15 protein-coding genes are annotated in these 23281 nt (G+C 66.1%); 11 read left to right on the top strand and 4 right to left on the bottom strand.

Going from position 1 to position 23281, the window contains the following annotated elements; translation table 11 throughout:
• The first annotated feature begins 395 nt into the window (after window positions 1–395).
• From ACQ7JA_RS08045 to ACQ7JA_RS08015, 7 genes are all read left to right on the top strand, one after another.
• A complete protein-coding gene (locus ACQ7JA_RS08045) occupies window positions 396–3311 on the top strand; it encodes a ribonucleoside-diphosphate reductase subunit alpha (protein WP_430896382.1) in 2916 nt (971 codons plus the stop codon).
• Window positions 3312–3436: 125 nt separating this feature from the next.
• Window positions 3437–4546 (top strand): ribonucleotide-diphosphate reductase subunit beta, encoded by a 1110-nt coding sequence (locus tag ACQ7JA_RS08040; protein ID WP_430896380.1) that lies wholly within the window; start codon window positions 3437–3439, stop codon window positions 4544–4546.
• A 133-nt stretch (window positions 4547–4679) separates the two neighbouring features.
• Window positions 4680–5225, top strand: a complete 546-nt coding sequence (locus tag ACQ7JA_RS08035) for a DUF4256 domain-containing protein (protein WP_430896378.1) — start codon at window positions 4680–4682, stop codon at window positions 5223–5225.
• A gap of 72 nt (window positions 5226–5297) precedes the next feature.
• The gene (locus tag ACQ7JA_RS08030) at window positions 5298–6155 is read left to right on the top strand and encodes an NADP-dependent oxidoreductase (protein WP_430896376.1); all 858 of its coding nucleotides are present in this window, start codon (window positions 5298–5300) and stop codon (window positions 6153–6155) included.
• 66 nt (window positions 6156–6221) lie between these two features.
• Window positions 6222–7559, top strand: a complete 1338-nt coding sequence (locus tag ACQ7JA_RS08025; protein WP_430896374.1) for a glycoside hydrolase family 5 protein — start codon at window positions 6222–6224, stop codon at window positions 7557–7559.
• Window positions 7560–7616: 57 nt separating this feature from the next.
• The gene (locus ACQ7JA_RS08020) at window positions 7617–9320 is read left to right on the top strand and encodes a PQQ-dependent sugar dehydrogenase (RefSeq protein WP_430896372.1); all 1704 of its coding nucleotides are present in this window, start codon (window positions 7617–7619) and stop codon (window positions 9318–9320) included.
• 112 nt (window positions 9321–9432) lie between these two features.
• Window positions 9433–10212 carry a hypothetical protein gene (locus ACQ7JA_RS08015; protein ID WP_430896370.1) on the top strand — a complete coding sequence of 260 codons (780 nt, stop codon included), beginning with the start codon at window positions 9433–9435 and terminating at the stop codon, window positions 10210–10212.
• 1 nt (window position 10213) lies between these two features.
• Here the strand turns inward: ACQ7JA_RS08015 and ACQ7JA_RS08010 are convergent, their stop codons facing one another.
• Both ACQ7JA_RS08010 and ACQ7JA_RS08005 read right to left on the bottom strand, forming a co-directional pair.
• Entirely contained in the window at window positions 10214–10861 is a 648-nt protein-coding gene (locus ACQ7JA_RS08010) for an outer membrane protein (protein ID WP_430896368.1), read from the bottom strand.
• Window positions 10862–10871: 10 nt separating this feature from the next.
• Window positions 10872–16340: a beta strand repeat-containing protein gene (locus ACQ7JA_RS08005; RefSeq protein WP_430896366.1), complete on the bottom strand. Its 5469-nt coding sequence runs from the start codon at window positions 16338–16340 to the stop codon at window positions 10872–10874.
• Window positions 16341–16619: 279 nt separating this feature from the next.
• Between ACQ7JA_RS08005 and ACQ7JA_RS08000 the strand changes: the two genes are divergently transcribed.
• On the top strand, window positions 16620–18278 hold the full coding sequence (locus tag ACQ7JA_RS08000) for a glycosyltransferase family 4 protein (protein ID WP_430896364.1): 1659 nt from the start codon (window positions 16620–16622) through the stop codon (window positions 18276–18278).
• Between the two features lie 107 nt (window positions 18279–18385).
• Here ACQ7JA_RS08000 and ACQ7JA_RS07995 read toward each other — a convergent pair whose 3' ends face one another.
• On the bottom strand, window positions 18386–18817 hold the full coding sequence (locus ACQ7JA_RS07995) for a DoxX family protein (protein WP_430896362.1): 432 nt from the start codon (window positions 18815–18817) through the stop codon (window positions 18386–18388).
• Window positions 18818–18948: 131 nt separating this feature from the next.
• Here ACQ7JA_RS07995 and ACQ7JA_RS07990 point away from each other — a divergent pair, with 131 nt between their 5' ends.
• The 3 genes from ACQ7JA_RS07990 (at window position 18949) to ACQ7JA_RS07980 (ending at window position 22267) form a co-directional block, all read left to right on the top strand.
• Window positions 18949–19839: a LysR family transcriptional regulator gene (locus ACQ7JA_RS07990; RefSeq protein ID WP_430896360.1), complete on the top strand. Its 891-nt coding sequence runs from the start codon at window positions 18949–18951 to the stop codon at window positions 19837–19839.
• 523 nt (window positions 19840–20362) lie between these two features.
• The gene (locus ACQ7JA_RS07985; RefSeq protein ID WP_430896358.1) at window positions 20363–21640 is read left to right on the top strand and encodes a transcriptional regulator; all 1278 of its coding nucleotides are present in this window, start codon (window positions 20363–20365) and stop codon (window positions 21638–21640) included.
• Window positions 21641–21739: 99 nt separating this feature from the next.
• Complete coding sequence (locus tag ACQ7JA_RS07980) at window positions 21740–22267, top strand: YggT family protein (protein WP_430896356.1); 528 nt, start codon at window positions 21740–21742, stop codon at window positions 22265–22267.
• 59 nt (window positions 22268–22326) lie between these two features.
• Here ACQ7JA_RS07980 and ACQ7JA_RS07975 read toward each other — a convergent pair whose 3' ends face one another.
• Window positions 22327–23268: a carbohydrate kinase family protein gene (locus ACQ7JA_RS07975; protein WP_430896354.1), complete on the bottom strand. Its 942-nt coding sequence runs from the start codon at window positions 23266–23268 to the stop codon at window positions 22327–22329.
• Window positions 23269–23281 lie beyond the last annotated feature (13 nt).

Below are 23281 nucleotides of genomic sequence, written 5' to 3'. Positions count from 1 at the left end.
AGCGTCCGTGGACAAGGTTAGCACTCACTCACCGCATATCGCCCATCGTGAAGGACGAACTGCATTGTCAAGCCCATGCACCAAAAAAAACAGAAAAAATTGCGAAGCTATTCACTTGCCCTGACCTAGGTCAGGCACTACAATTAGTCTTAACTCAAGATCGGACACTAGATATAGTGGTAGTGGACTAGAAGTAACTAGGGTCACGTTCGACTTGAAGCTTGCTCTGCAAGCCACTGATTCAACAGCGATTTCTAACCCTGCCGCATTTTCGCCTGCGTGGTTGCCAGTGAGGCAACCCGGCTGGCGGGGTATCGCTTTGCTTAAATTTTGTCAGGTTAACAAGCCTGGCTGAAGACAAACGACGGCAGGTACCGCTGCTCACTGGAGGCTCAATGCAAACAGCACAAGACATTTCGATCAATCCGCACGTCACCCCAGGCGCGCCGGCAGGCGCCACGCCCGCAGAGATCGTCGCCCGTGGTGACTATCGCGTGATCCGCCGCAACGGCGCCGTGGTGGCCTTCGAGCCGCACAAGATCTCGGTCGCGATGACCAAGGCCTTCCTCGCCGTCGCAGGCGGGCAGGGCGCGGCATCGGCCCGCATCCGTGAACTGGTCGAGCAGCTGACCGGCAACGTGGTGGCCGCCCTGGTGCGCCGCCAGCCGAACGGCGGCACCTTCCATATCGAAGACGTGCAGGACCAGGTCGAACTGTCGCTGATGCGCTCGGGCGAGCATGACGTCGCGCGCGAATACGTGCTGTACCGCGCCAAGCGCATGGAAGAGCGCAAGGCCGCCAAGGAAGCCCTGGGTGGCACCGCCGTGGCCGCGCCGCAGATCAATGTGGTCGACGGCGGCCAGCGCCGCCCGCTGGACGTGAACGACGTCCACGCCCTCGTGAACGCCGCCTGCTCGGGCCTGGAAAAGCACGTCGACGCCGACGCCATCGTCGCCGAGACCCTGAAGAACCTGTACGACGGCGTGCCGGTCGAAGAGCTGTACAAGTCGGCCATCCTGGCCGCCCGCGCCCTGATGGAAACCGACCCGGCCTACAGCCAGGTCACCGCACGCATCCTGCTGCACACCATCCGCAAGGAAGTCTTCGGCCACGAAGTGCCGCAAGCCGGCGCCGCCGCCGAATACATCACCTACTTCCCGCAATACATCGCCAAGGGCATCCAGAACGAGCTGCTGGACGAAGAGCTGGGCAAGTACGACCTCGAGCGCCTGGCCAAGGCCATCGTCGCCGACCGTGACCTGCAGTTCGGCTACATCGGCCTGCAGACCCTGTACGACCGCTACTTCCTGCACGTGCGTGAAACCCGCATCGAAATGCCGCAGGCCTTCTACATGCGCGTCGCGATGGGCCTGGCCCTGCGCGAAGCCGACCGCGAAGCGCGCGCCATCGAGTTCTACAACCTGCTGTCGTCCTTCGACTTCATGAGCTCGACCCCGACCCTGTTCAATTCGGGCACCCGCCGCTCGCAGCTGTCGTCCTGCTACCTGACCACCGTCGGCGACGACCTGGAAGGCATCTACGATGCGATCAAGGAAAACGCACTGCTGTCGAAGTTCGCCGGCGGCCTCGGTAACGACTGGACCCCGGTCCGCGCACTGGGCTCGCGCATCAAGGGCACCAACGGCAAGTCGCAGGGCGTGGTCCCCTTCCTGAAAGTGGTCAACGACACCGCCGTGGCGGTGAACCAGGGCGGCAAGCGCAAGGGCGCGGTCTGCGCCTACCTGGAAACCTGGCACATGGACATCGAGGAGTTCCTCGACCTGCGCAAGAACACCGGCGACGACCGCCGCCGCACCCACGACATGAACACCGCGAACTGGATTCCGGACCTGTTCATGAAGCGCGTGATGGAAAAGGGCCACTGGAGCCTGTTCTCGCCGAGCGAAACCCCGGACCTGCACGACCTGGTCGGCAAGGCATTCGAAGAAGCGTACGTCGCCTACGAAGCCAAGGCCGCACGCGGCGAAATGACCGTGTACAAGAAGGTCGAAGCGCTCGACCTGTGGCGCAAGATGCTGTCGATGCTGTTCGAGACCGGCCACCCGTGGATCACCTTCAAGGACCCGTGCAACATCCGCTCGCCGCAGCAGCACATCGGCGTGGTGCACTCGTCGAACCTGTGCACCGAGATCACGCTGAACACCAGCGCCGACGAGATCGCCGTCTGCAACCTGGGCTCGGTCAACCTGCCGCAGCACATGAAGGGTGACGGCCTGGATCACGCCAAGCTTGCCAAGACCATCCGCACCGCGATGCGTATGCTGGACAACGTCATCGACATCAACTACTACGCCGTGGACAAGGCGCGCAATTCGAACATGCGCCACCGCCCGGTCGGCATGGGCATCATGGGGCACCAGGACTGCCTGCACATGATGCGCGTGCCGTTCGCCTCGGACAAGGCCGTCGAATTCGCCGACAAGTCGATGGAAGCCGTCTGCTACTACGCCTACCTGGCCTCGACCGAGCTGGCCGAAGAGCGCGGCCGCTACGAGTCGTACGAAGGTTCGCTGTGGGACCGCGGCATCCTGCCGCAGGACTCGATCAAGCTGCTGGCCGAAGAGCGCGGCGGCTACCTGGAGCAGGACACCAGCGAATCGATGGACTGGACCCCGGTGCGCGAGCGCATCAAGCAGTTCGGCATGCGTAACTCGAACTGCGTGGCGATCGCCCCGACCGCGACGATCTCGAACATCATCGGCGTGTCGGCCTGCATCGAGCCGACTTTCCAGAACCTGTACGTGAAGTCGAACCTGTCGGGCGAATTCACCGAGATCAACTCGTACCTGGTGCGCGACCTGAAGGCCCGCGACCTGTGGGACGAAGTCATGATCGCCGACCTGAAGTACTTCGACGGTTCGCTGTCCAAGATCGACCGCGTGCCGCAAGACCTGCGCGACATCTACGCGACCGCCTTCGAAGTCGAGCCGAAGTGGCTGGTGGAAGCCGCCTCGCGCCGCCAGAAGTGGATCGACCAGGCCCAGTCGCTGAACATCTACATGGCCGGCGCATCGGGCAAGAAGCTGGACGAGACCTACAAGCTGGCATGGCTGCGCGGCCTGAAGACCACCTACTACCTGCGCACCATCGCCGCGACGCACATGGAGAAGTCGACCACCCGCACCGGCGCGCTGAACGCGGTGCCGGTCTCGGGCGGCCTGTCGGCCGGCCACGCTGCTCCAGCCCCGGCAGCTGCTCCCGCGGCAGCCGCTCCGGAAGTCGTGGACGGCGCCGCCTGCTACCTGCGTCCGGGCGACGCCGGCTTCGACGAGTGCGAAGCTTGCCAATAAGCTGCCAATAATCGACCAATGAGGTGCAGGCCGGCGTGCAGCCGGCTTGCACCGCCAACTACCGAATCAACACGATAGACCGTCCGCTACGCGCGGACGCAGTCACGAAAGAAGGAAAGAACACCATGCTCTCTTGGGACGACGAACCGACCAGCGCCCCCCGCGCACCGCAAGCTGCCGCCACCGGCGACGCGCTACCGCCCGCCGCCGAAGTGGCCAAGCGCGTCAACGCCGACGACAAGCGCATCATCAACGGCCAGACCGACGTGAACCAGCTGGTCCCGTTCAAGTACAAGTGGGCATGGGACAAGTACCTGGCCGGCTGCGCGAACCACTGGATGCCGCAGGAAGTGAACATGCAGCGCGACATCGAGCTGTGGAAGAACCCGAACGGCCTGTCGGAAGACGAGCGCCGCCTGGTCAAGCGCAATCTCGGCTTCTTCGTCACCGCCGACTCGCTGGCCGCCAACAACATCGTGCTGGGCACCTATCGCCACATCACCGCCCCGGAATGCCGCCAGTACCTGCTGCGCCAGGCTTTCGAAGAGGCGATCCACACCCACGCCTACCAGTACATCGTCGAGTCGCTGGGCCTGGACGAGCGCGAGATCTTCAACGCCTACAACGAGATCGAATCGATCCACGACAAGGACCAGTTCCTGATCCCGTTCATCAACGTGCTGACCGACCCTGATTTCAAGACCGGCACGCTGGAAAACGACCAGAAGCTGCTGAAGTCGATCATCGTCTTCGCCTGCCTGATGGAAGGACTGTTCTTCTACGTCGGCTTCACCCAGATCCTGGCGCTGGGCCGCCAGAACAAGATGACCGGCGCCGCCGAGCAGTACCAGTACATCCTGCGCGACGAGTCGATGCACGTAAACTTCGGCATCGACCTGATCAACACGATCAAGATGGAAAACCCGCAGCTGTGGACCCCGGCCTTCCGCGAAGAGCTGAAAGCCCTGTTCCTGCAGGCCGTCGAACTCGAGTACCGCTACGCCGAAGACACCATGCCGCGCGGCGTGCTGGGCCTGAACGCCCCGATGTTCAAGGGCTACCTGCGCTTCATCGCCAACCGCCGTGCCGTGCAGATCGGCCTGGATCCGCTGTTCCCGAACGAAGAGAACCCGTTCCCGTGGATGAGCGAGATGATCGACCTGAAGAAGGAGCGTAACTTCTTCGAGACCCGCGTGACCGAGTATCAGACCGGTGGTGCGCTGAGCTGGGACTGATCGTCTAGCCTCAGTTCTGCCCGCAAACCGCCCGGCCGCCAGCAATGGCAGCCGGGCGGTTTTGTTTTTGGGATGGGCGGCAACTGCTGTGATAACTTGGCGTTTTTCGCCACCGACACGGAAAGGTTTGCCCATGAACGCTCCGGACTCCGACGCTCTGCTTAATACCCTGAAGACCCGTTTCGACAAGCATATGCAGCGCCACCAGGGCCTGACGTGGGGGGAGGTCCAGACAAGGCTCGCGGATCATCCGGCCGCACTGCGCTCGCTCGCCGCGATGGAAGAAACCGGCGGCGAGCCGGATGTCATCGGTCGGGACGACAGCACCGGCAGATTTGTCTTCTGCGACTGCTCTCCCGAAACTCCAGCTGGCCGCCGCAGCATCTGCTTCGACCGCGCCGCCCTGGAGGCTCGCAAGGAAAACAAGCCGCGCACCAGCGCCATGGAGATGGCCGCGGAGATGGGCGTCGAGCTCCTGACGGAAGAACAGTACCGCGCCTTGCAGGCGCTGGGCGAATTCGATCGCAAGACCTCCAGCTGGATCGCTACGCCGCCCGACGTCCGCGCCCTCGGCGGCGCGCTATTCTGCGACCGCCGCTACGGCAAGGTCTTCTTGTACCATAATGGCGCCGAGTCCTATTACGCTGCGCGCGGCTTTCGCGGCTGGCTGGCGGTATAGGGGCCTTTCGGCAAGAATCGGCGAAGCGGCGTAGCATGGTTGGTCCTTGTCGACCATACTGAAAGGACGCCCATGCCCGACCTTCAAAACCAGCAGATCCTGCTCGCCGCGCGCCCGACCGGCATGCCGGTGCCGGAGAATTTCCGCATCGTGCACACGCCCGCACCGGAACCCGCCAACGGCCAGCTGCTGCTCGAAGTCCTCTACCTGTCGCTCGACCCCTATATGCGCGGCCGGATGGACGATGCGAAGTCCTATGCCAAGCCGGTCGAGATCGGCGCCGTCATGGAAGGCGGCACCGTTGCACGCGTCGTGACGTCGAAGCACCCCGACTACGCGCCGGGCGACATCGTGCTCTCGCACTCGGGCTGGCAGCGCTACGCTCTGTCCGATGGTGAGAACCTGCGCAAGCTCGACCCAGCGCTCGCGCCCATCAGCACCGCGCTCGGCGTGCTGGGCATGCCGGGATTCACCGCCTGGGCGGGTCTGCTGCAGATCGGCCAACCGAAGCCGGGCGAGGCCGTCGTGGTGGCCGCCGCCAGCGGCGCGGTCGGCTCGGCAGTCGGGCAGATCGCCCGCATCAAGGGCGCACGCGCGGTGTTCCCGCTGCTGAACGACTTTGCCCGCGTTTCCGTCTGCGGCCTGATCTCCCAGTACAACGCGCTCCCGCAGGCCGAGCCGGGGCCGGACAAGCTGGCGCTCCTCATGCGCGACGTGCTCAAGAAAAGCCTGACCATCCGCGGCTTCATCCAGCGCGAGTTCGCAGCCCTGCGGCAGGACTTCCTGCGCGAGGCCGGGCAGTGGATCGAGGATGGCCGCCTGCGCTACCGTGAAGACATCGTCGACGGCCTTGAGCGGGCACCCGCCGCCTTCATCGACCTGCTGCAGGGGCGGAACTTCGGCAAGCTGGTGATCAAGGTGGCGGATTAAGCCATGCTATAGTCGCCTTCATAAATGGCAACGTTTCCAGCGCTGCCGCGACAAGGAGGAGACGATATGCGGACCGGGACCGGCAAGAGCATCGCGCGCGGCAGGGCAGGGGCCATCCTGATGGCAGCACTGGGAAGCCTGACGCTCACCGCAGCCCAGGCGGCAGCGCCGATCGTCGACGCCAGCCAGATGGTGCGCGCCGAGGGCCCGCGCTGGGTGACGCGCGAGGGCAAGCCTGTCGTGCTGAAAGGCGCAAACCTCGGCAACTGGCTGATCAACGAGTTCTGGATGATGGGACAGGGCAAGCATGGCATCGACGACCAGTGCAAGCTGGAGGCCGTGCTGGACCGGCGCTTCGGCTACCCGGAGCGCGAGCGCCTCATGCAGCTCTTCCGCGACAACTGGATGACCCCGAAGGACTGGGACCTGCTGGCCTCCTTCGGCGTGAACCTGGTGCGCGTGCCCTTCATCCACACGGTCGTCGAAGACGAAAAGAAGCCGGGCCGGCTGCGTGCCGATGCCTGGCACTACCTCGACGGAGCGATCCGGGAGGCCGAGAAACGCGGCATCTACGTGATCCTCGACCTGCACGGCGCGGCCGGCAGCCAGGGCTGGGAACACCACAGCGGCTGCGCCGGCCGCAACCGGTACTGGAGCGTGCCCGATTACCAGAAGCGTACCGTCTGGCTATGGCAGCAGGTGGCCAGCCGCTACCGCGACCGGCCCTCGGTGGCCGGCTACAGCTTGCTGAACGAGCCATGGGGCACGGATTCCGCCAACATGGCCGCCGTCGTCGAGACCTTGTACAAAGCCGTGCGTGAGAAAGACCCGAACCACGTCATCATCCTGCCGGGCCACGTCAAGGACGACATCAAGGCTTACGGCGACCCGAAGGCGCGCGGCATGGAGAACGTCGCCTTCGAGATGCATCCCTATCCCGGCCACTTCGGCTGGAAGACCGCCGGCCGCGAAGTGCATCGCGAGTGGCTGCGCTGCGAGCCCGATGGCAAGGGCGGCGTGTGCGACTGGGAGCGCCGCATCCGCGAACTGGACACGCCCTTCTACCTGGGCGAGATCCAGCCTTGGGCCAGCATGGGCCTGGAACTGGGCGGCCAGGTGGCGCGCGCCAGCTTCGATACCTATGCGCGGCTGGGCTGGGCCGCCACGGCCTGGTCCTATAAATACGTGAGCAACAAGGGCGGCCACGGCGAGGGCAGCTGGGGCATGGTGACCAATGCGGCCGGGGCGGAAGTGCCGGCGCTCGACTTCAATACCGCGTCCAAAGGCGAGATCGAGACGCTGTTCCGCCGCTTCGGCAAGCTGCCCTATGAGCCACATGGTCCGCTGCTGCGCTGGATGACCAGCGCCACCGCGCCCGATCCTTTCGCAATAGGCGCACGGTGAGGCCAATTTACCCTATGATGGCGAGCTATCAACGAATCCGTCCACCAGGAGACTCCCTTGCAAGCCAAGACCCTGACGCTGCATGTCGCGCATGCCGCGCTGCTCGCCAGCCTGGCAGCGATGTCCGCTGCCCACGCCGCGCCCCAGACCGCCGGCCAGACCACCTTCCAGAACAACTGCGCGAGCTGCCACAGCGTCGACAACAAGCTGTCCTCGCGCGCCGGCCCCGGCCTGTTCGCCGTCGTCGGCCGCAAGGCGGCGGCGGTCCCGGCCTACAACTACTCGGCTGCCCTGAACAAGGCCGGCGCCGCCGGCAAGACCTGGACACGCTCGGAACTGGACGCATTCCTGGCCGATCCGGCCAAGAACGTCCCCGGCACCACCATGCCGGTCGGGATCTCGGACAAGAAGGCGCGCGCCGCCCTGATCGACTATCTCGCCACCCTGCAAGGCCCGGCGGCAGTCGCGTCAGCGCCCGCCACCAAAGCCGCCGCCGATCGCCGCGGCAGCTGGGACGACAACCAGCCCGGCCGCATCTGGCACATCAAGGCCAGCGACCTGCCGCCGCCCTTCGCCACCAGCAGCGCCGGCAACGGCCCGCGCGTCGAGGCGCGTCCGAACGGCAGCATGCCGACCGTCCCGAAGGGCTTCACGGTCAGCGTGTTCGCACAGGACGCCGACAAGCCGCGCCTGCCGCTGCGCGCGCCGAACGGCGACATCTTCCTGGCCGCCACCGCCAAGGGCGAGATCAAGGTGCTGCGTTCGAAGAACGGTCAATCTGCCGACAGCGTCGAAACCTTTGCCGGCGGCTTGAATCGCCCCTACGGCATGGCCTTCTGGCCCTCCAACGACAACCCGCAATACCTGTACGTCGCCAACGTGAACTCGGTGGTGCGCATCCCTTACCGCAACGGCGACATCAAGGCGCGTGGTGAGCCCGAGGTCATCGTGCCGACCCTGTCCGACACCAGCGGCGGCCACACCACCCGCACCCTGGCCTTCTCCGCCGACGACAAGACCATGCTGCTGTCGATCGGCTCGGCCACCAACGTCGCCACCGAGATCGGCGCCAAGCCGCCGGAGCCGCTGGCGCAATGGGAAGCGAAGCACGGCGTGGGCGGCGCCTGGGGCGTGGAGACCGACCGCGCCACCGTCATGGCCTTCGATGTCGACGGCAAGAACCGCCGCACCTATGCCACCGGCCTGCGCAACTGCGTCGGCATGCTGGTCTATCCGGGCACGGGCGACCTGATGTGCAATGTGAACGAGCGCGATGCCCTGGGCGACAACCTGCCGCCGGACTACCTGACCCGCGTGAAGCAGGGCGGCTTCTACGGCTGGCCGTGGTACTACATCGGCGACAACGAAGACCCGCGCCTGAAGGGCCAGCGTCCTGACCTGAAGGGCAAGACCATCGTGCCGGACGTGCTGATCCAGTCGCACTCGGCGCCGCTGGGCATGGCCGTCTACCAGGCGCCGAAGGGCGCGGCGAACGCCTTCCCGAAGGAGTACGAAGGAGACGTGTTCGTGGCCCTGCACGGTTCCTGGAACCGCGGCGTGCGCACCGGCTACAAGGTGGTGCGCGTGTTCATGAAGAACGGCTTGCCGACCGGGCAGTACCAGGACTTCATGTCCGGCATGGTGCTGAGCGACCGCGACGTCTGGGGCCGCCCGTCCGGCGTGGCGGTGGCGCAGGATGGCGCGCTGCTGGTGGTGGACGATGCCGGCGGCGTGGTGTGGCGCGTGGCGCCGCAGCGCTGAGGTCTCACGACAACCCGCCGCAAGGCGGGTTTTTTCTTGCTTGAGGTCTATCAGCATCGCCTGGGTGCGGGTGCACTAAGGTAAGCGGATCACTGACGACGCGGGAGCTGCAATGCATGTCAAGGAAGCCGGCCACGAGGTGGCAAGGGAGTTCGAGCGGTCCACGTATGCGCAGGTGCTGGCGGACGTCCCGCCTGCGCTCTTCCCCTACTGGTCACGGACCTCGCAGCAGGAATTCCCCAGCATTCCGCGCGACGCCTCTTTCTTCGCCCAGTCGGCGGAAGGCTTGATGATGTTCTTCGACTGCGCGGCAGCGGCCCGCAAGACCTGCGGCCTGCCTTCGCGCGCCGCGGACTCGGTCTGGCATGCGTGGATGCGCCTGGACGAAGTGGGACTGCACCGTTTCTGCATCCGGCATTTCGGCAAGGTCATCCCGCACGTGGAGAAGGCGAAGATGGGCGCGGGGATGCACGAGGCGTTGGCCGTGTGCCTGGTCCAGGCCCGGCGGCGCGCCTCGCAGCCCGCCGCCGGGACCCACCTGCCAAGGTTGTTCTCGCTGGACCAGCGTCTCGGCATGCCCCATGGGTTCGCCTATTGGATCATCGGGGGCCTGGTCGCCTACTGCATGCTGGACGAATTCGGCAATCCCGACCACCACATGGTCTTTCCCGAAGCATTGCGTCCGGAAAGCCTGGCCCTGCTGGGCCTCGTCGGCACAGCCGATCATGATGAAGGCAGGGCCCAGCGGCGCGAGCGCGACCAGGGCGGCGCCGACGGCTTGGCGAGCATCATCGGCAGCGATGGCTGTGCGGACGGCGACGGCGCCGCATCCTGCGACGGAGGGGGCAGCTGTGGTGGCGGCGGCTGCGGAGGCGGCTGCGGCGGCAGCTAGATCAGAACTGCCGGCTGTATCCCAGCGTGACCGCCCCGAAGCGCTTGCGCTCGTACTGGATGCCCGGCGGGCCTTCCGCATCCGGACGCGGAAGGCTCAGCCAGGTGTACTGCAGCGCCACATTCGACACCTCAGACAAACGGTAGGACAGGCCGGCGCGCAGCTGCCAGGCGAAGCCGCTCTTGTCGGCCGGCCCGAAGCAGTTGCAAGTGGCGCCGAGACCTAGCTGCGGCAGCTTGACGCGCCCCCAGCCGATACCGCCGCCCACGAAGCTGTCCACCGACTCCGTCAGGCGGTCGGTGCGGTAGGCGTTGGCGAACAGGGCGTGGTAGCGCCCCTTGCCGCTGACCGCTTCGCTCAGCGGGGCGAGCGTGAGCCGTTCGACCTCGATGCGGCCGGTCTCGTATTCCAGTTCGTAGCGCAGGTGTTCCGACTGGCGCCCGACCATCAGCCCGCCGTGCACGCCGCGGTCGAGGTCTGCACGGCCGCCAATCGGCGTGCCGAAGCCGAAATCCACCCGCGCGTCCATGTGCTTGAGCGTGTTCACGCCCGCGTGGGCGCCCCAGTAGCGCACCGGGTCGGCCGCGCCGGCCTGCGTCGCCATCAGCGCGGCGCCCGCGGCAACGCACCACTGCATCAATTTATTCATCTTGTCCTCCTCAGCCGCCGAAACCGGTGCCGAACACCGCGTTCAGGTCCGCCGCGCTCGCGGCCGCGCCATGGGCGACGCCGACCAGCTTGATCTGCTCGAAATAATTCTGCTCGACCGCCTCGATGAAGCCGGCCGCGCTCGTCGACGTGTAGCTGCCCGCCAGCTGCCGCACCAGGGCCTGGACCGCGGCGTTTTCCTGGTTGGCGATCAGGTAGCCTTCCGCGTCGAACTTGAATGCATTATCCATACTGACGCTGAATTTGGCGCCACGGTCGCTGAAACCCTGGGCAGCCAGGCCGAGTTCGCGGGCCTGCGCCAGCGAGACCAGCTCGGTCTGTCCCAGCGCGTTCTGGAACAGGTGGATGTCCACCGCCGCCTTGCCCGCTGCCGCCGCCATGAATCCCGAGGAGCCGCTCACCAGCTCGTAGCACACGTAGGGCAGGGGGCCGCCGTCGACGGCGAAGGTGGTGTCCTTGGTGAAGGGCTGGTAATAGGCCGACACGTGCCTGGCGTCCGGCAGTCCGGCCATCGAGTCGAAGGCCACGCCCTGGAACACATTGCCGGCACCGGTGCTCTTGACCCTGGCTTCGTCGATGTTGGCCGTGTACCAGACATCGCCGGTGTTCAGGCGCACGCTGTACACCTGGTCCGGCAGGGTGGTGTCGAAGGCCAGCAGGCCCGGGTCGACGATGGTGCCGTTGGCGATGCCGTCGTCGTCGCCCCTGGCGCCGTCGGTCAGCGTGATCACGATGCGGTCGATGCGGCCGTCGTTGTTCAGGTCCACCAGGGTAGCGCCGTCGTCCGCAGTCGACAGGTCCTGGTCGTCCAGGAAGCTGTACCAGCGCTGGCTGGCCTGGTCGAACTTCATGAAGTTGTTCGACACCACGCCGTTGGCGCCCAGCTCGATCACCACGCGGGTCTGCAGGCCGGGCCGCGTCGGGTCCAGGTCCGGCAGGCCGCCCGTGGCTTCCGGCTCGGCCTCCACGGTGAAGTTGAAGACCGGCGAGGCGGCGCGGATTTCCTGCGGCAGGGCGGCCGGCAGCTCACTCAGGCTCAGGTCCCTGAGCTGGGCGCCGCTGGTCAGCGCTACCCTGCCGGTCACGTCTCCCAGGCTGCCCGCCATGATGGCGCCGAAGGCGCCAACCGGGGCGTTCTTGCCGAGGGCGAAGTCGGCCAGCGAGCGCAGGGGCATGAGGGCCACCGAGTGCTGCTGCCAGTCGAGGATACCGTCCCCGTTGTAGTCGCCGCCGAAGGCCGCCAGCTCGATCGAGGGCATGACGCCATCGAGGTCGGTGACCACGGTGACGGTCACCGGCGACGAGCCGACTACCTTGCCGCTGGCGTCCAGCACCTGTGCTGTATACGTATAGACGCCATCGTCGAGCGGGCCCGGGCCGACGTTGACCTTACCGGCGGCGACGTCCTGCTCGGTGATGACGGTGTTGCCGACCACCTCGCCCTGCGGCGACAGCAGGCGCACGCTGCCGCCCGTCGCCAGCAGGTTGCCGCCGACGCTGAACTCGGGCGTACGCACGCCGGTGACGGCGTCCTGGTCGCTAACGCCGTCGTCGGTGGCCGGATCGAGGCCGGTCGACAGGGTCGGGGCCGGCGCCGGGGTGGGCGCAGGTTCCGGCGCAGGTTCCGGCGCCGGTGCGGGGACGGGTTCCGGTGCCGGCGCCGGTGCGGGCGTCGGCGCAGGCGGAGGAGGCGGCGGCACGTAGTCGTTGTCGAGCAGGGTGCCGGTCGCATGCATGCCGTTCACCACCAGCACCGCGCTCTCCGACGATTCCACGATGGCGTCGTCGACCGTCGGCAGCGTGACCGTGAAGGTGCCCACGCCGGCCGGAACAACCACGATGCCGCTGCCCGGATCGCCGTTCTTCCAGGCGACGCCGTGGCTGAAGGCCAGCAGGCCCAGGTCCGCCGCCGCGGCGGTACCGCCCAGGGCGAGCGTGAACTCGGCCGGCGCTACCGCCACGGCATTCAGGGTGACGGTGTAGAGCAGGTCCTGGCCCTCGGTGACGACCGAGTCGAAGGGATTGCGGCCGAGGTTGGCCGCGTCCTCGGCGCGCACCGCGCTCACCGACAGGCTGTCGTTGTCGGCGATGGTGCCGGTGGCGGCCACGCCGCCCAGTGTGAGGACCACGTTCTCGGTGGCTTCCACCAGGCTGTCGTCGATGGTCGCGAGGGTGATGGTGAAGGCCGACACGCCGGCCGGCACCACCACCACGCCGCTGGCGGGGCTGCCGTGCTTCCACGTGACGCCGTGGCTGAACACCAGCGCGCCGAGATCGGCCGCGACGGCGCTGCCGCCCAGCGCGAGCGCGTGCTCGGTGGCGGTCGGGCTGATGCCGTTCAGGGTGGCGGTGAAGCGCAGCGCGCCGCCTTCGACCACGCTGCTGTCGACCGGATTCCTGCCCGGATTGCCCGCATCCTCGGCCACCAGCGAGGACACGCTCTGGCTATCGTTGTCCAGGATGCTGCCGGTGCCCGTGACGCCGTCGACGGTGAACGCCAGCGATTCGGTCAGCTCGACCTCGCTGTCGTCCGTGACGGCGACGTCGATCTTGAAGCTGCCGACGCCAGCCGGGACCACGATGATGCCGCTGGCCGGGTCGTTGTTCTTCCACGTCACGCCGTCGCTGAAGGCGATGCCGGCGACGTCGCCGGCTGCGGCAGTGCCGCCGGAGGCCAGGGTGAATTCGGTGTCGACGATGCCGGGGGTGTTCAGGATCACGGAATAGCGCAGGAAGGAACCTTCGTTCACCGCGCTGTCGGCGGGTGAGAGGCCGACGTTGCCCGCGTCTTCGGCCACGACCGCGCTCACGTGCACGCTGTCGTTGTCGGTGATGCTGCCGGTGGCGCTGACGCCGCCCACGGTGACCGTGAGCGATTCGGCCGCCTCGACCGCGCTGTCGTCAATCGTCGCGACCGTGATCCGGAAGCTGCCCACGCCGGCCGGCACCACCACGATGCCGCTGGCGGGGGCGCCGTTCTTCCACGTTACGCCGTCGCTAAAGGCGATCGCGCCGAGATCGGGCGCGCTGGCGCTGCCGCCCAGGCCGAGCAGGAATTCCTGCTGGGTGACGCCGGGCGCGCTCAACGAAACCGTATATTGCAGCGCCGCGCCTTCCTCGACCACGCTGTCGACCGGGAAGGCCCCGGCCTGCGCGGCATCCTCGGCCAGCACCGCACTGATGCTGACGGCGTCGTTGTCGGTGATGGTGCCGGTAGCGGCGATGCCGCCCACGCTCAGCACCAGGCTTTCCGCGCTTTCCACGGCGCTGTCGTCGACCGTCGGCACGGTGATGGTGAAGCCGCTCACGCCGGCCGGGACCACCACGATACCGCTTTGCGGGTCGGCATTCTTCCAGGTGACGCCGTCGCTGAACGCGAAGGCGCCCAGGTCGGCGGTAGTGGCCGTGCCCGAGACCGTCAGCGCATGCTCGGTCTGGGTCGGGCTGGCGGTGCTCAGCGTCACCGTGTAGAGCAGGGCTGCGCCTTCCTCCACGGTGCTGTCGACCGGGTTGGCGCCGGTGAAGGCGGCGTCTTCGGCCAGCACCGCGCTCACCGACTGGCTGTCGTTGTCGCTGATGGTGCCGGTGGCGGCGACGCCGCCGACCGTCAGCACCACGGTTTCCGCGCTTTCGACGAGGCTGTCGTCGGCGGTCGGCACGGTGATGGTGAAGCCGGCGACGCCCGCCGGCACCACCACGATGCCGCTCTGCGGGTCGGCATTCTTCCAGGTGACGCCGTCGCTGAACACGAAGGCGCCGACGTCGGCGCCGTCCGCGCTGCCGGACAGCGCCAGCGTATGCTCGACCGCGACCGGGCTGGCCATGCTCAGGGCCACCGTGTACAGCAGGGACGCGCCTTCCACCACGGCGGCGTCGACCGGGTTCGCGCCGGTATGCGCGGCGTCCTCGGCCAGCACGCCGGTGACGGACTGGCTGTCGTTGTCGGCGATGGTGCCGGTGGCGGCGACGCCGCCCACCGTCAGATCCACGGTCTCTGCGCTTTCGACGAGGGCGTCGTCCACGGTCGGGAGCGAGGCGTAGAAGCTGGTGACACCGGCCGGCACCACGATGATGCCGGTGGATGCGTCGCCGTTCTTCCAGGCGACGTTGTCGCTGAAGACGAGCAGGCCGCGGTCGGCGCCGGTGGCCGTACCGCCGAGCGCCAGTGCGTATTCGGTCGGGGCCGGGCTGGCGGCGCTCAGCGAGACCGTGAAGCGCAGCGTGCCGCCCTCGACCACGGTGCTGTCGATCGGGTTGGCGCCGGTGTGGGCCGCATCTTCGGCCAGCACCGCGCCGACCGACTGCACGTCGTTGTCGAGGATGGTGCCGGTGGCGGCCACGCCGCCGACCGTCAGCACGGCCGTTTCGCTGCCTTCGATGGCCGCGTCGTCGACAGTCGGCAGGGTGACCGTGAAGCCGGCCACGCCGGCCGGGACCACCACCTTGCCGCTCGCGGGCGTGCCGTCCTTCCACGTCACGCCATTGCTGAAGGCGAGGGCGCCGAGGTCGCCGGCGGATGCGCTGCCGCCCAGGGCGAGCGCGAACTCGCCGCCGGTGCTGCCGCTCAGCACCACGGTATAGAGCAGGGCGCCGCCTTCGGTCACGCTGCTCGCCGGCGGAGTCAGGCCGGTGACCGTGACGGGTGCGGGAGCGTTGTCGTTGTCGTTGATCGTCACCACGCCGGTGTTGTCGGTAATGGCGGCGAAGGTGCTGTTGCTCAGCACGACATTCAGGCCGCGGGCGCCGTCGACGGTGGCATTGTCGACGATCGGGATCTGGAACGTCTTGCTGGTCTGGTTAGGAGCAAAGGTCAGGGTCCCGCTGCCAGCGGTGTAATCCGTGCCGGCGCTGGCGCTACCGTTCTGGGTCGCGTACTTGACCGTGACGGTATCGCTGGTCGCTTTGCTGAGCGTGACGGTGACGGTGGCCATGCCGGCGCCTTCGTTGACCGTCACGTCGCCGACAGTCAGCTGGGGCTGGGCCGCCAGGTATTCGTTCAGCGAGCTGAGAAGTCCGGTGGTGGCCGCGTTGCCGGTCACCTTGCCGCCGCTGATGGCCAGCGACTGGCCGTTGAATGTCAGACCGATGAAGCTGTGGCTGTCGCCGTTGACTTCCGTGTTCGGATCGATGACCTTGGTGCCGCCACCGCTGGTGGCGAGCACGTGGTTTGTCGTACCAGTCGCATAGAACACCATGGTGCTGACCGAGCCGCTCGGCGCGCGCCAGTTGATGACTCCATTGATCGCGTGCTGGACGCCTGCGGCGTCAGTGATCAGGATCGTGCCCGACAGGTCGTTCCCCTGGCTGCCACCGAACTGGCCGTTGTTCGTCGCCTGCTGGAACTGGAAGTTCGACCAGCCGTGCGCCGTCAGGTAGGACGAATTGGACGATTCGTTGTTCTTGGTCGCATCCCCGAGGAAGCCATTGGAGAACGATACGGATACGATGGTAGTGGCCACGGAGGCTCCTCAAAGGGGTGGGTCCCGACAGTCCTGCGTCGACGGCGTAGAGTAAATTGCAATTGTCAAATTTGACGATCTCTGCAGTGTACTTACCCCTTGGGAAGAGAAGCAATGTAAGAATAGTCTTACAAAAGTTTTCGTTGTGGAAATTAAAACGTTTCGTGTCCGCTGCGCGACAGTCCTTGCTGCAGACGCACTGCAAGCCTGCGCCCCAAGCGGGATGGCGTCGCTATGATGGCTGCGAGGCCAACGTTTCCGCCTGGCCGGGGAGCCTGCATGCACGATCGCATAGAAACCAGCTTTGCCCTGCATTACGTACCCGAGGCCTTTTCCACCGCCGGCCAGAAGCTGATGGGCCGCCAGTCCGCCGGCGTCGGCCTGCTGCGCGCCATCGCGCGTCATGCGGGCGCCCTCGATGTCGGCTGCTTCGCCGCCGAGCGCAGCCACGCGGACGCCTTCGAGACCATCCTGCGCGAAGAGGGATATCAGGGCGCAAGCACCTGGGTGCCGCAGGCCGCGCCGCAGGAGCTGGCGCGCTTCGGCTGCCTCTACCACCCCGGCCCCGGCATCGAGCGCCTCGCCTGGCGCCGCCTGCAGGCCGGCGAGCATCGCTACAGCCTGTGCGGGATCACCCACGCCACCGCCTCGCACGAGATGATGAGCATGGTGACGGGCCTGCTGGTCGCGCCGGTGCGCAGCTGGGACGCCATCGTCTGCACCTCGCGCGTGGTGCGCGACAGCGTGCGCGTGCTGGTCGAGGAACAGGCCGACTACCTGCGCACCCGCCTGGCCGCGCAGCGATTCGAACTGCCGCAGCTGCCTCTCATTCCGCTCGGCGTGCATTGCGCCGACCTGCTTCCCCATCCAGGGCGCGGCCCCGAGGCGCGTGCGCGGCTCGGCATTGGCGAAGACGACGTCGCCTTTCTTTACCTGGGCCGTCTGTCCGTGCACGCCAAGTCCCATCCGCAGCAGATGTTCACCGCGCTCGAGCGCGCCGAGAAGGGCGGGCGGCGGGTGCACCTGATCCTGGCCGGCTGGTTCGCGGGCGAGGCCATCGAGCATGCCTTCCGCGAGGCGGCGGCCCTGCTGTGTCCATCGGTGCGGCTGGTGGAACTGGACGGGCGCGCGCCCGAGCACCAGCTCGATGCCTGGGCCGCGGCGGACGTGTTCACCTCGCTGTCCGACAATGTGCAGGAGACCTTCGGCCTGACGCCGGTCGAGGCGATGGCGGCCGGCCTGCCTTGCGTGGTCTCGGACTGGAACGGTTATCGCGACACGGTGCGCGACGGCATCGACGGCTACCGCATCCCGACCGTGATGCCGGGGCCCGGCGCGGGGCTCGACCTGGCCCAGCGCTACGACGACGGCGTGGACAGCTTCGACATGTACAGCGGCCACACCAGCCAGGCGGTGGCGGTGGACGGCGCACAGCTGGCCCAGGCTTACGGCCGCCTGGTGCGCGATGCCGGCCTGCGGCAGGCAATGGGAGCGCAGGCGAGGCAGCGCGCGCTGGCGGAGTTCGACTGGAGCGTGATCCTGGGGCGCTACCGCGCGCTGTGGGAAGAACTGGCGGAGCGGCGCCGCGCCGATCCGGTCCTGGCGCCGCCGCTGCCGTCGCGCGCGCCGGACCGGACCGATCCTTTCAAGCTGTTCGCCAGCTATCCGACCCGGCTCCTGAGCCCGGCGTCGCTGGTCGAGCTGACGGGAGATTCCTCGCTGGCGCTGGTGCGCCAGTACCGCGAGCTGGGCATCAACCGCTTCGCCGCCGCCTCGCTGCCCACGCTCGAGGATTTCGGCCGGCTGTTCGGGGCCATCGGCCCGCGGCCGGTGGAAGTGGAAGAGCTGATCGACACGCTGGGGCCCTGCGATCGTCCGACGCTGCTGCGCGGGCTGGCGTGGCTGTGCAAGATGGATTTGCTCAGGGTTGTGGAGTAGGGTGGGCGGCTATGCCGCCCACGCGTTCAAACTTCAGGTGAGTGGCCCGCTCGCATCTGTTCAAAGGGGAGCTGAACGCGTGGGTGGGAGACCCGCCCACCCTACGGTTATGCGGCTTGGACCACGCGCTTGCGGCTGCCTGCCGCATCCAGGCTGTAGGCGCCCGCACCGAAGGCCACCACCTGCAGCAGGCCGCCGGCCATCGCGATGTTCTTCATGAAGTGGATCAGCTGGTTCTGGTCGCCCAGCGCGTTGTGGAACACCAGCGCGGTCACCACCGAGAAGATCGCCAGGCCGAGCGCCACGATGCGCGCCTTGATGCCGAGGGCCAGCATCACGCCGCCGCCCAGTTCGATCGCGATCGCGGCGATGAGGCCCAGCGTCGCGAAGGGCAGGCCCGCCGATTCGATGTAGCCGATGGTGCCGGCTGGGGCCAGGGCCTTGCCGACGCCGCTGAAGATGAAGATGGCGGCGAGCAGCAGGCGGCCGATGGCCGGCACGGCGGACTGGGTGGAAGTGTTGGTGGTGATGGTGTTCATGACGGCTCCTTTCAATGGTGTTGTGAGGTTCAGCGCAGTGTGTGTGTCGCTGCGATGGAGCCATCTTAGGCAGGATGGTTCGATCCAGGAAGCCTATATAATTCGATAAGACCTATCGAAGGAGTAGATACATGCTGGATGGCCTCTCCATGGACCAGCTGCGCACATTCATCGCCGCAGCCGACGAAGGCAGCTTCTCCGCCGCCGGGCGCAAGCTGCGCCGCGCGCAGTCGGTGGTCAGCCATACGCTGGCCAATCTCGAGCTGCAGGTGGGCCTCGCGCTCTTCGATCGCAGCGGACGTTATCCGCAGCTGACCGAAGCGGGACAGGCGCTCCTCGAGCAGGCGCGCGAAGCCGCGAACAGCATGGATGCGTTCAAGGCGCGTGCGCGCATGCTCGCCGGAGGACTCGAGGCGGAGCTCGCCGTCGCGGTCGACGTGATGTTCCCGATCGCGACCCTCACCGATGCCGTGAAGGCCTTCCACCACCAGTTCCCGGCCACGCCGCTGCGCCTGTACGTGGAGGCGATGGGGGCGGTGGTGCAGCCGCTCCTCGATGGCCGCTGCCGCATCGCGGTGATCGGTTCTCTCCCCGACATCCCGAGCGCCTGCGCATCCGACTACCTGACGGGCGTGCCTTCCGTGATCGTCGCGGCGCCCGGCCATCCGCTCGCGAACGCGAAGCGCGCCCTGACGCGCGCGGAGATCAACAAGCACGTGCAGCTGGTGCTCACCGATCGTTCCACCCTGACCGCGGGCCGCGAGTTCGGCGTGATGTCGCAGCAGGTATGGCGCCTGGCCGACCTGGGCGCCAAGCATGCTTTCCTGCGCGCCGGCCTGGGATGGGGCAGCATGCCGCTGCATATGGTCGAGCAGGATCTCGCGGACGGCCGGCTGGTGCGCCTGTCTCTCAGGGCCCATCCTTTGCTCGGTACGGCATTTTCAATGCACGCGATCTGGTTGAAAGACCAGCCGCCGGGACCGGCGGGACGCTGGTTTGTCGATCGATTGAAAAGTGAATAACAGGTTTGGGTGCGCCACTTCACATACGAATGCGCAAGTGTGTGTGGTTGAATGCGCGAGCGCATGTTTTAGCGCGACAAAATCGATTTGATTTGCGCTGATCCGGTTGCGCGCTCACAAAGTTTTCGTGTACTTTACGTGATTGAATTTGTCAAAACGTGAAGATGTGATATTGTCGCGTCCATCCAGGCAGTAATCGATCGAATAATAGGACACTGATTCAATCAGTATGCACGCAAGCGCAGCGAAAAGAACAAGCCGCACTGCCTGACCAAATGTTCAGGCATGGCGGCTTTTTCTTTTCGCGCCCGTGAGGGTAGCGAGCTGAAAACGCGTTGAGTCGGTTGCCTGTCGACGTTGGCTGAAGCGCTGCAATTGTGAGGAGTTGCAGCAGTTCAGCCGGTGCCGGATTCATTGGCCTTAACCGCTTCGGTTTGGTCCGATGAATAATTCGCTCACCACGGTGGTCGGGCGGATTTTAACCTTGAGCGTATTTTCTCATCGCAGATGAAGGAGTAAAAAAATGGCAACCGCTAAGAAACCAGCAGCAAAAGCCGCCGCCGAGAAACCGGCAGCAAAGCGAGCTTCGACAGTGTCGAAGTCGAGCGCAGCAGCGACCAAGACCGCAGCTACCAAGACCACCGCCACCAAGGCAGCCGCCAAGCCGGCCGCCAAGGCAGCGACCAAGCCGGCAGCCAAGCCTGCTGCAAAGAAAGCCGCAGCAAGCAAGACTGCAGCGACCAAGACCACCGCCACCAAGGCAGCGGCAAAACCGGCAGCGAAGAAAGCCGCTGCTAAGCCGGCAGCAAAACCTGCTGCAAAGAAAGCAACTGCTAAACCGGCAGCAAAGCCGGCAGCAAAGAAAGCTGCAGCTAAACCGGCAGCTAAATCGGCAGCCAAGCCGGCTGCAAAGAAAGCAGCTGCTAAACCGGCAGCTAAGCCGGCAGCAAAGAAAGCCGCCGCTAAACCGGCAGCCAAGGCAGCGACCAAGTCGACCGCTAAATCCGCTACCAAGTCGGCAGCAAAGCCGGCGGCCAAGAAAGCCGCTGCAAAGCCGGCAGCAAAGAAAGCCGCCGCAAAGCCGGCAGCTAAACCTGCTGCAAAGAAAGCCGCTGCTAAACCGGCAGCGAAGTCGGCCGCTAAATCGGCAGCCAAGCCGGCAGCCAAGAAAGCCGCTGCTAAACCGGCCGCAAAAAAAGCAGCCGCTAAACCGGCAGCCAAGCCGGCAACCAAGAAAGCAGCCGCCAAGCCGGTAGCCAAGAAAGCCGCCGCTAAACCGGCAGCAAAGAAAGCGACCGCGGCCAAAACCGCAGCGACCAAATCGACTGCTAAATCGGCCGCTAAACCGGCAGCTAAGCCGGCAGCTAAAAAAGCAGCCGCTACCAAAACCGCCGCTAAACCGGCGGCAAAAGCGACCGCCGCTAAACCTGCTGCTAAGAAAGCAACTGCTCCGGCTAAAGCCGCTGCTCCGGCCAAATCGGCTGCACCGGCTAAAACCGCTGCAACCAAAACCGCTGCGACCAAATCGACCGCCACCAAGTCGGCTGCCAAGCCTGCCGCCAAGCCGGCTGCAAAAGCTGAAGCCAAGCCGGAAGTGAAAGCCGAAGCCAAGCCGGAAGTGAAGGCCGAAGCCAAGCCGGAAGTGAAAGCGGAAACCAAGGCCGAAGCCAAGCCGGAAGCCAAGTCGGATTCGAAAGCCGACGGCAAGGCGGACAGCAAGGCAGCGGCTCCTGCTCCGGCAGCGAAGACCACCCTGTCGCCGGCAGCCGCATGGCCGTTCCCGACCAGCAGCCGTCCGTGATTTTCAGCTGATCCCTGGCTCGATAGCGAGCTTTGCCTGGATCAGGCAGAATACCGCTGTGTGAATTTTCACACGGCGGTTTTTTTTTGAGGAGCCTACGTGCTGTCCATACTCCAGTTCATTGTCGATATCGTCGCCGGCCTGCTTGGCGGCCTGCTCCTGCTGCGCTTCTGGATGCAGGCGATCCGTGTGCGTCCGCCACAGCAGATCGGGCAGTTCACCTTTACGCTGACCGACTGGCTGGTGCTGCCGCTGCGGCGCATCCTGCCGGGTGTCGGCGGCTATGACTGGGCGAGCCTGATTGGCGCCTTCCTGATGGTCCTGATCGCCAGCTCGATCGTGCTGATCGTCGGGGCGGACTGGCACGCGGTGCTGGTGGGGGCGCTATACCGCTTCCTGAACTGGATCCTGTACGGCTTCATGGCCCTTCTGATCATCGATGCGGTGTTCAGCTGGGTGAACCCGCATGCGCCGCTGGCGCCGTTCGTCCATGCGATGAATACGCCGATCCTGCGGCCGATCCGCCGCGTGGTGCCGCCGATCGGGGGCATCGACCTGTCGGTGCTGGTGGCGCTGGTGCTGATCCAGATTATCCAGTTCGTGCTCAGGCAGGTGTTCTTCGGCTGAGGACGCGCTAATGACGAAGGGGCCCTCGCGAGGGCCCCTTTTTTATTCTTGCCGCGCGATCAGCCGAATTTGTAGCCGAAGGCCGCCTCGAACTTCTGCGCGATCTCTTCCGGCGTGAAGGTATGGTTCTGGCCGCCGATGCTGGCGATCTTGATGGCGCCCAGCACGCTGGCGATGCGGCCGGTGGTCGGCCAGTCGTAGCCGTTGGTGATCCCGTACAGCAGGCCGGCGCGGTAGGCGTCGCCGCAGCCGGTCGGGTCGGCGATGGTGTCGACCTTGAGCGCCGGGATGCGGTGGTGCTCGCCGCCCGCGTAGATGTCCGAACCGTCGCCGCCGCGGGTGACGATCAGCGCATCCAGGCGCGCGGCGATGTCGGCGAGCGACAGGCCGGTGCGGTCCATCACCACTTCGAATTCGTAGTCGTTGCAGGCCAGGTAGCTGGCCTGGTCGATGAAGCGGATCAGCTCTTCGCCCGAGAACATCGGCAGCTGCTGGCCCGGATCGAACATGAAGGGGATCTTGTTGGCGGCGCAGTCGGCCGCGTGCTTGATCATGCCGTCGCGGCCGTCCGGCGAGATGATCGCCACGCGCAGCGGGCCGACCTCGGCCACGCTGTTCTCGTGCGAGTGCTGCATCGCGCCCGGGTGGAAGGCGTTGATCTGGTTGTTGTCCTGGTCCGCGGTGACGAAGCACTGTGCGGTGTAGGCCTCATTGATGGTGCGGATGGCGCGGGTTTCCAGGCCCTGCTTCTTCATGCGCTTGAGGTAGTCGCCGCCATCCTGGCCGATGGTGCCCATGATCAGCGGTTCGCCGCCGAGCAGCTTGAGGTTGTAGGCGATGTTGACCGCGCAGCCGCCGTACTCGAGGCGCATGGTCGGCACCAGGAAGGACACGTTCACGCGGTGCAGCTGGTCGGCCAGCAGGGTCTCGGCGAAGCGGCCGTGGTACTGCATGATCTTGTCGAAGGCGATCGATCCGCAGATCAGGGCGGTCTTGGTCATGGGTGGACTTTCA

Source organism: Massilia sp. BKSP1R2A-1, from assembly GCF_050586525.1.
GTDB lineage: Bacteria > Pseudomonadota > Gammaproteobacteria > Burkholderiales > Burkholderiaceae_D > Telluria.
This window is presented reverse-complemented; position numbering and strand designations above follow the sequence as displayed.

Coding starts and splice junctions, on each gene's coding strand:
- ACQ7JA_RS08045 (WP_430896382.1), top strand. CDS start 396: ATGCAAACAGCACAAGACATTTCGATCAATCCGCACGTCACCCCAGGC.
- ACQ7JA_RS08040 (WP_430896380.1), top strand. CDS start 3,437: ATGCTCTCTTGGGACGACGAACCGACCAGCGCCCCCCGCGCACCGCAA.
- ACQ7JA_RS08035 (WP_430896378.1), top strand. CDS start 4,680: ATGAACGCTCCGGACTCCGACGCTCTGCTTAATACCCTGAAGACCCGT.
- ACQ7JA_RS08030 (WP_430896376.1), top strand. CDS start 5,298: ATGCCCGACCTTCAAAACCAGCAGATCCTGCTCGCCGCGCGCCCGACC.
- ACQ7JA_RS08025 (WP_430896374.1), top strand. CDS start 6,222: ATGCGGACCGGGACCGGCAAGAGCATCGCGCGCGGCAGGGCAGGGGCC.
- ACQ7JA_RS08015 (WP_430896370.1), top strand. CDS start 9,433: ATGCATGTCAAGGAAGCCGGCCACGAGGTGGCAAGGGAGTTCGAGCGG.
- ACQ7JA_RS08010 (WP_430896368.1), bottom strand. CDS start 10,861: ATGAATAAATTGATGCAGTGGTGCGTTGCCGCGGGCGCCGCGCTGATG.
- ACQ7JA_RS08000 (WP_430896364.1), top strand. CDS start 16,620: ATGCACGATCGCATAGAAACCAGCTTTGCCCTGCATTACGTACCCGAG.
- ACQ7JA_RS07995 (WP_430896362.1), bottom strand. CDS start 18,817: ATGAACACCATCACCACCAACACTTCCACCCAGTCCGCCGTGCCGGCC.
- ACQ7JA_RS07990 (WP_430896360.1), top strand. CDS start 18,949: ATGCTGGATGGCCTCTCCATGGACCAGCTGCGCACATTCATCGCCGCA.
- ACQ7JA_RS07985 (WP_430896358.1), top strand. CDS start 20,363: ATGGCAACCGCTAAGAAACCAGCAGCAAAAGCCGCCGCCGAGAAACCG.
- ACQ7JA_RS07975 (WP_430896354.1), bottom strand. CDS start 23,268: ATGACCAAGACCGCCCTGATCTGCGGATCGATCGCCTTCGACAAGATC.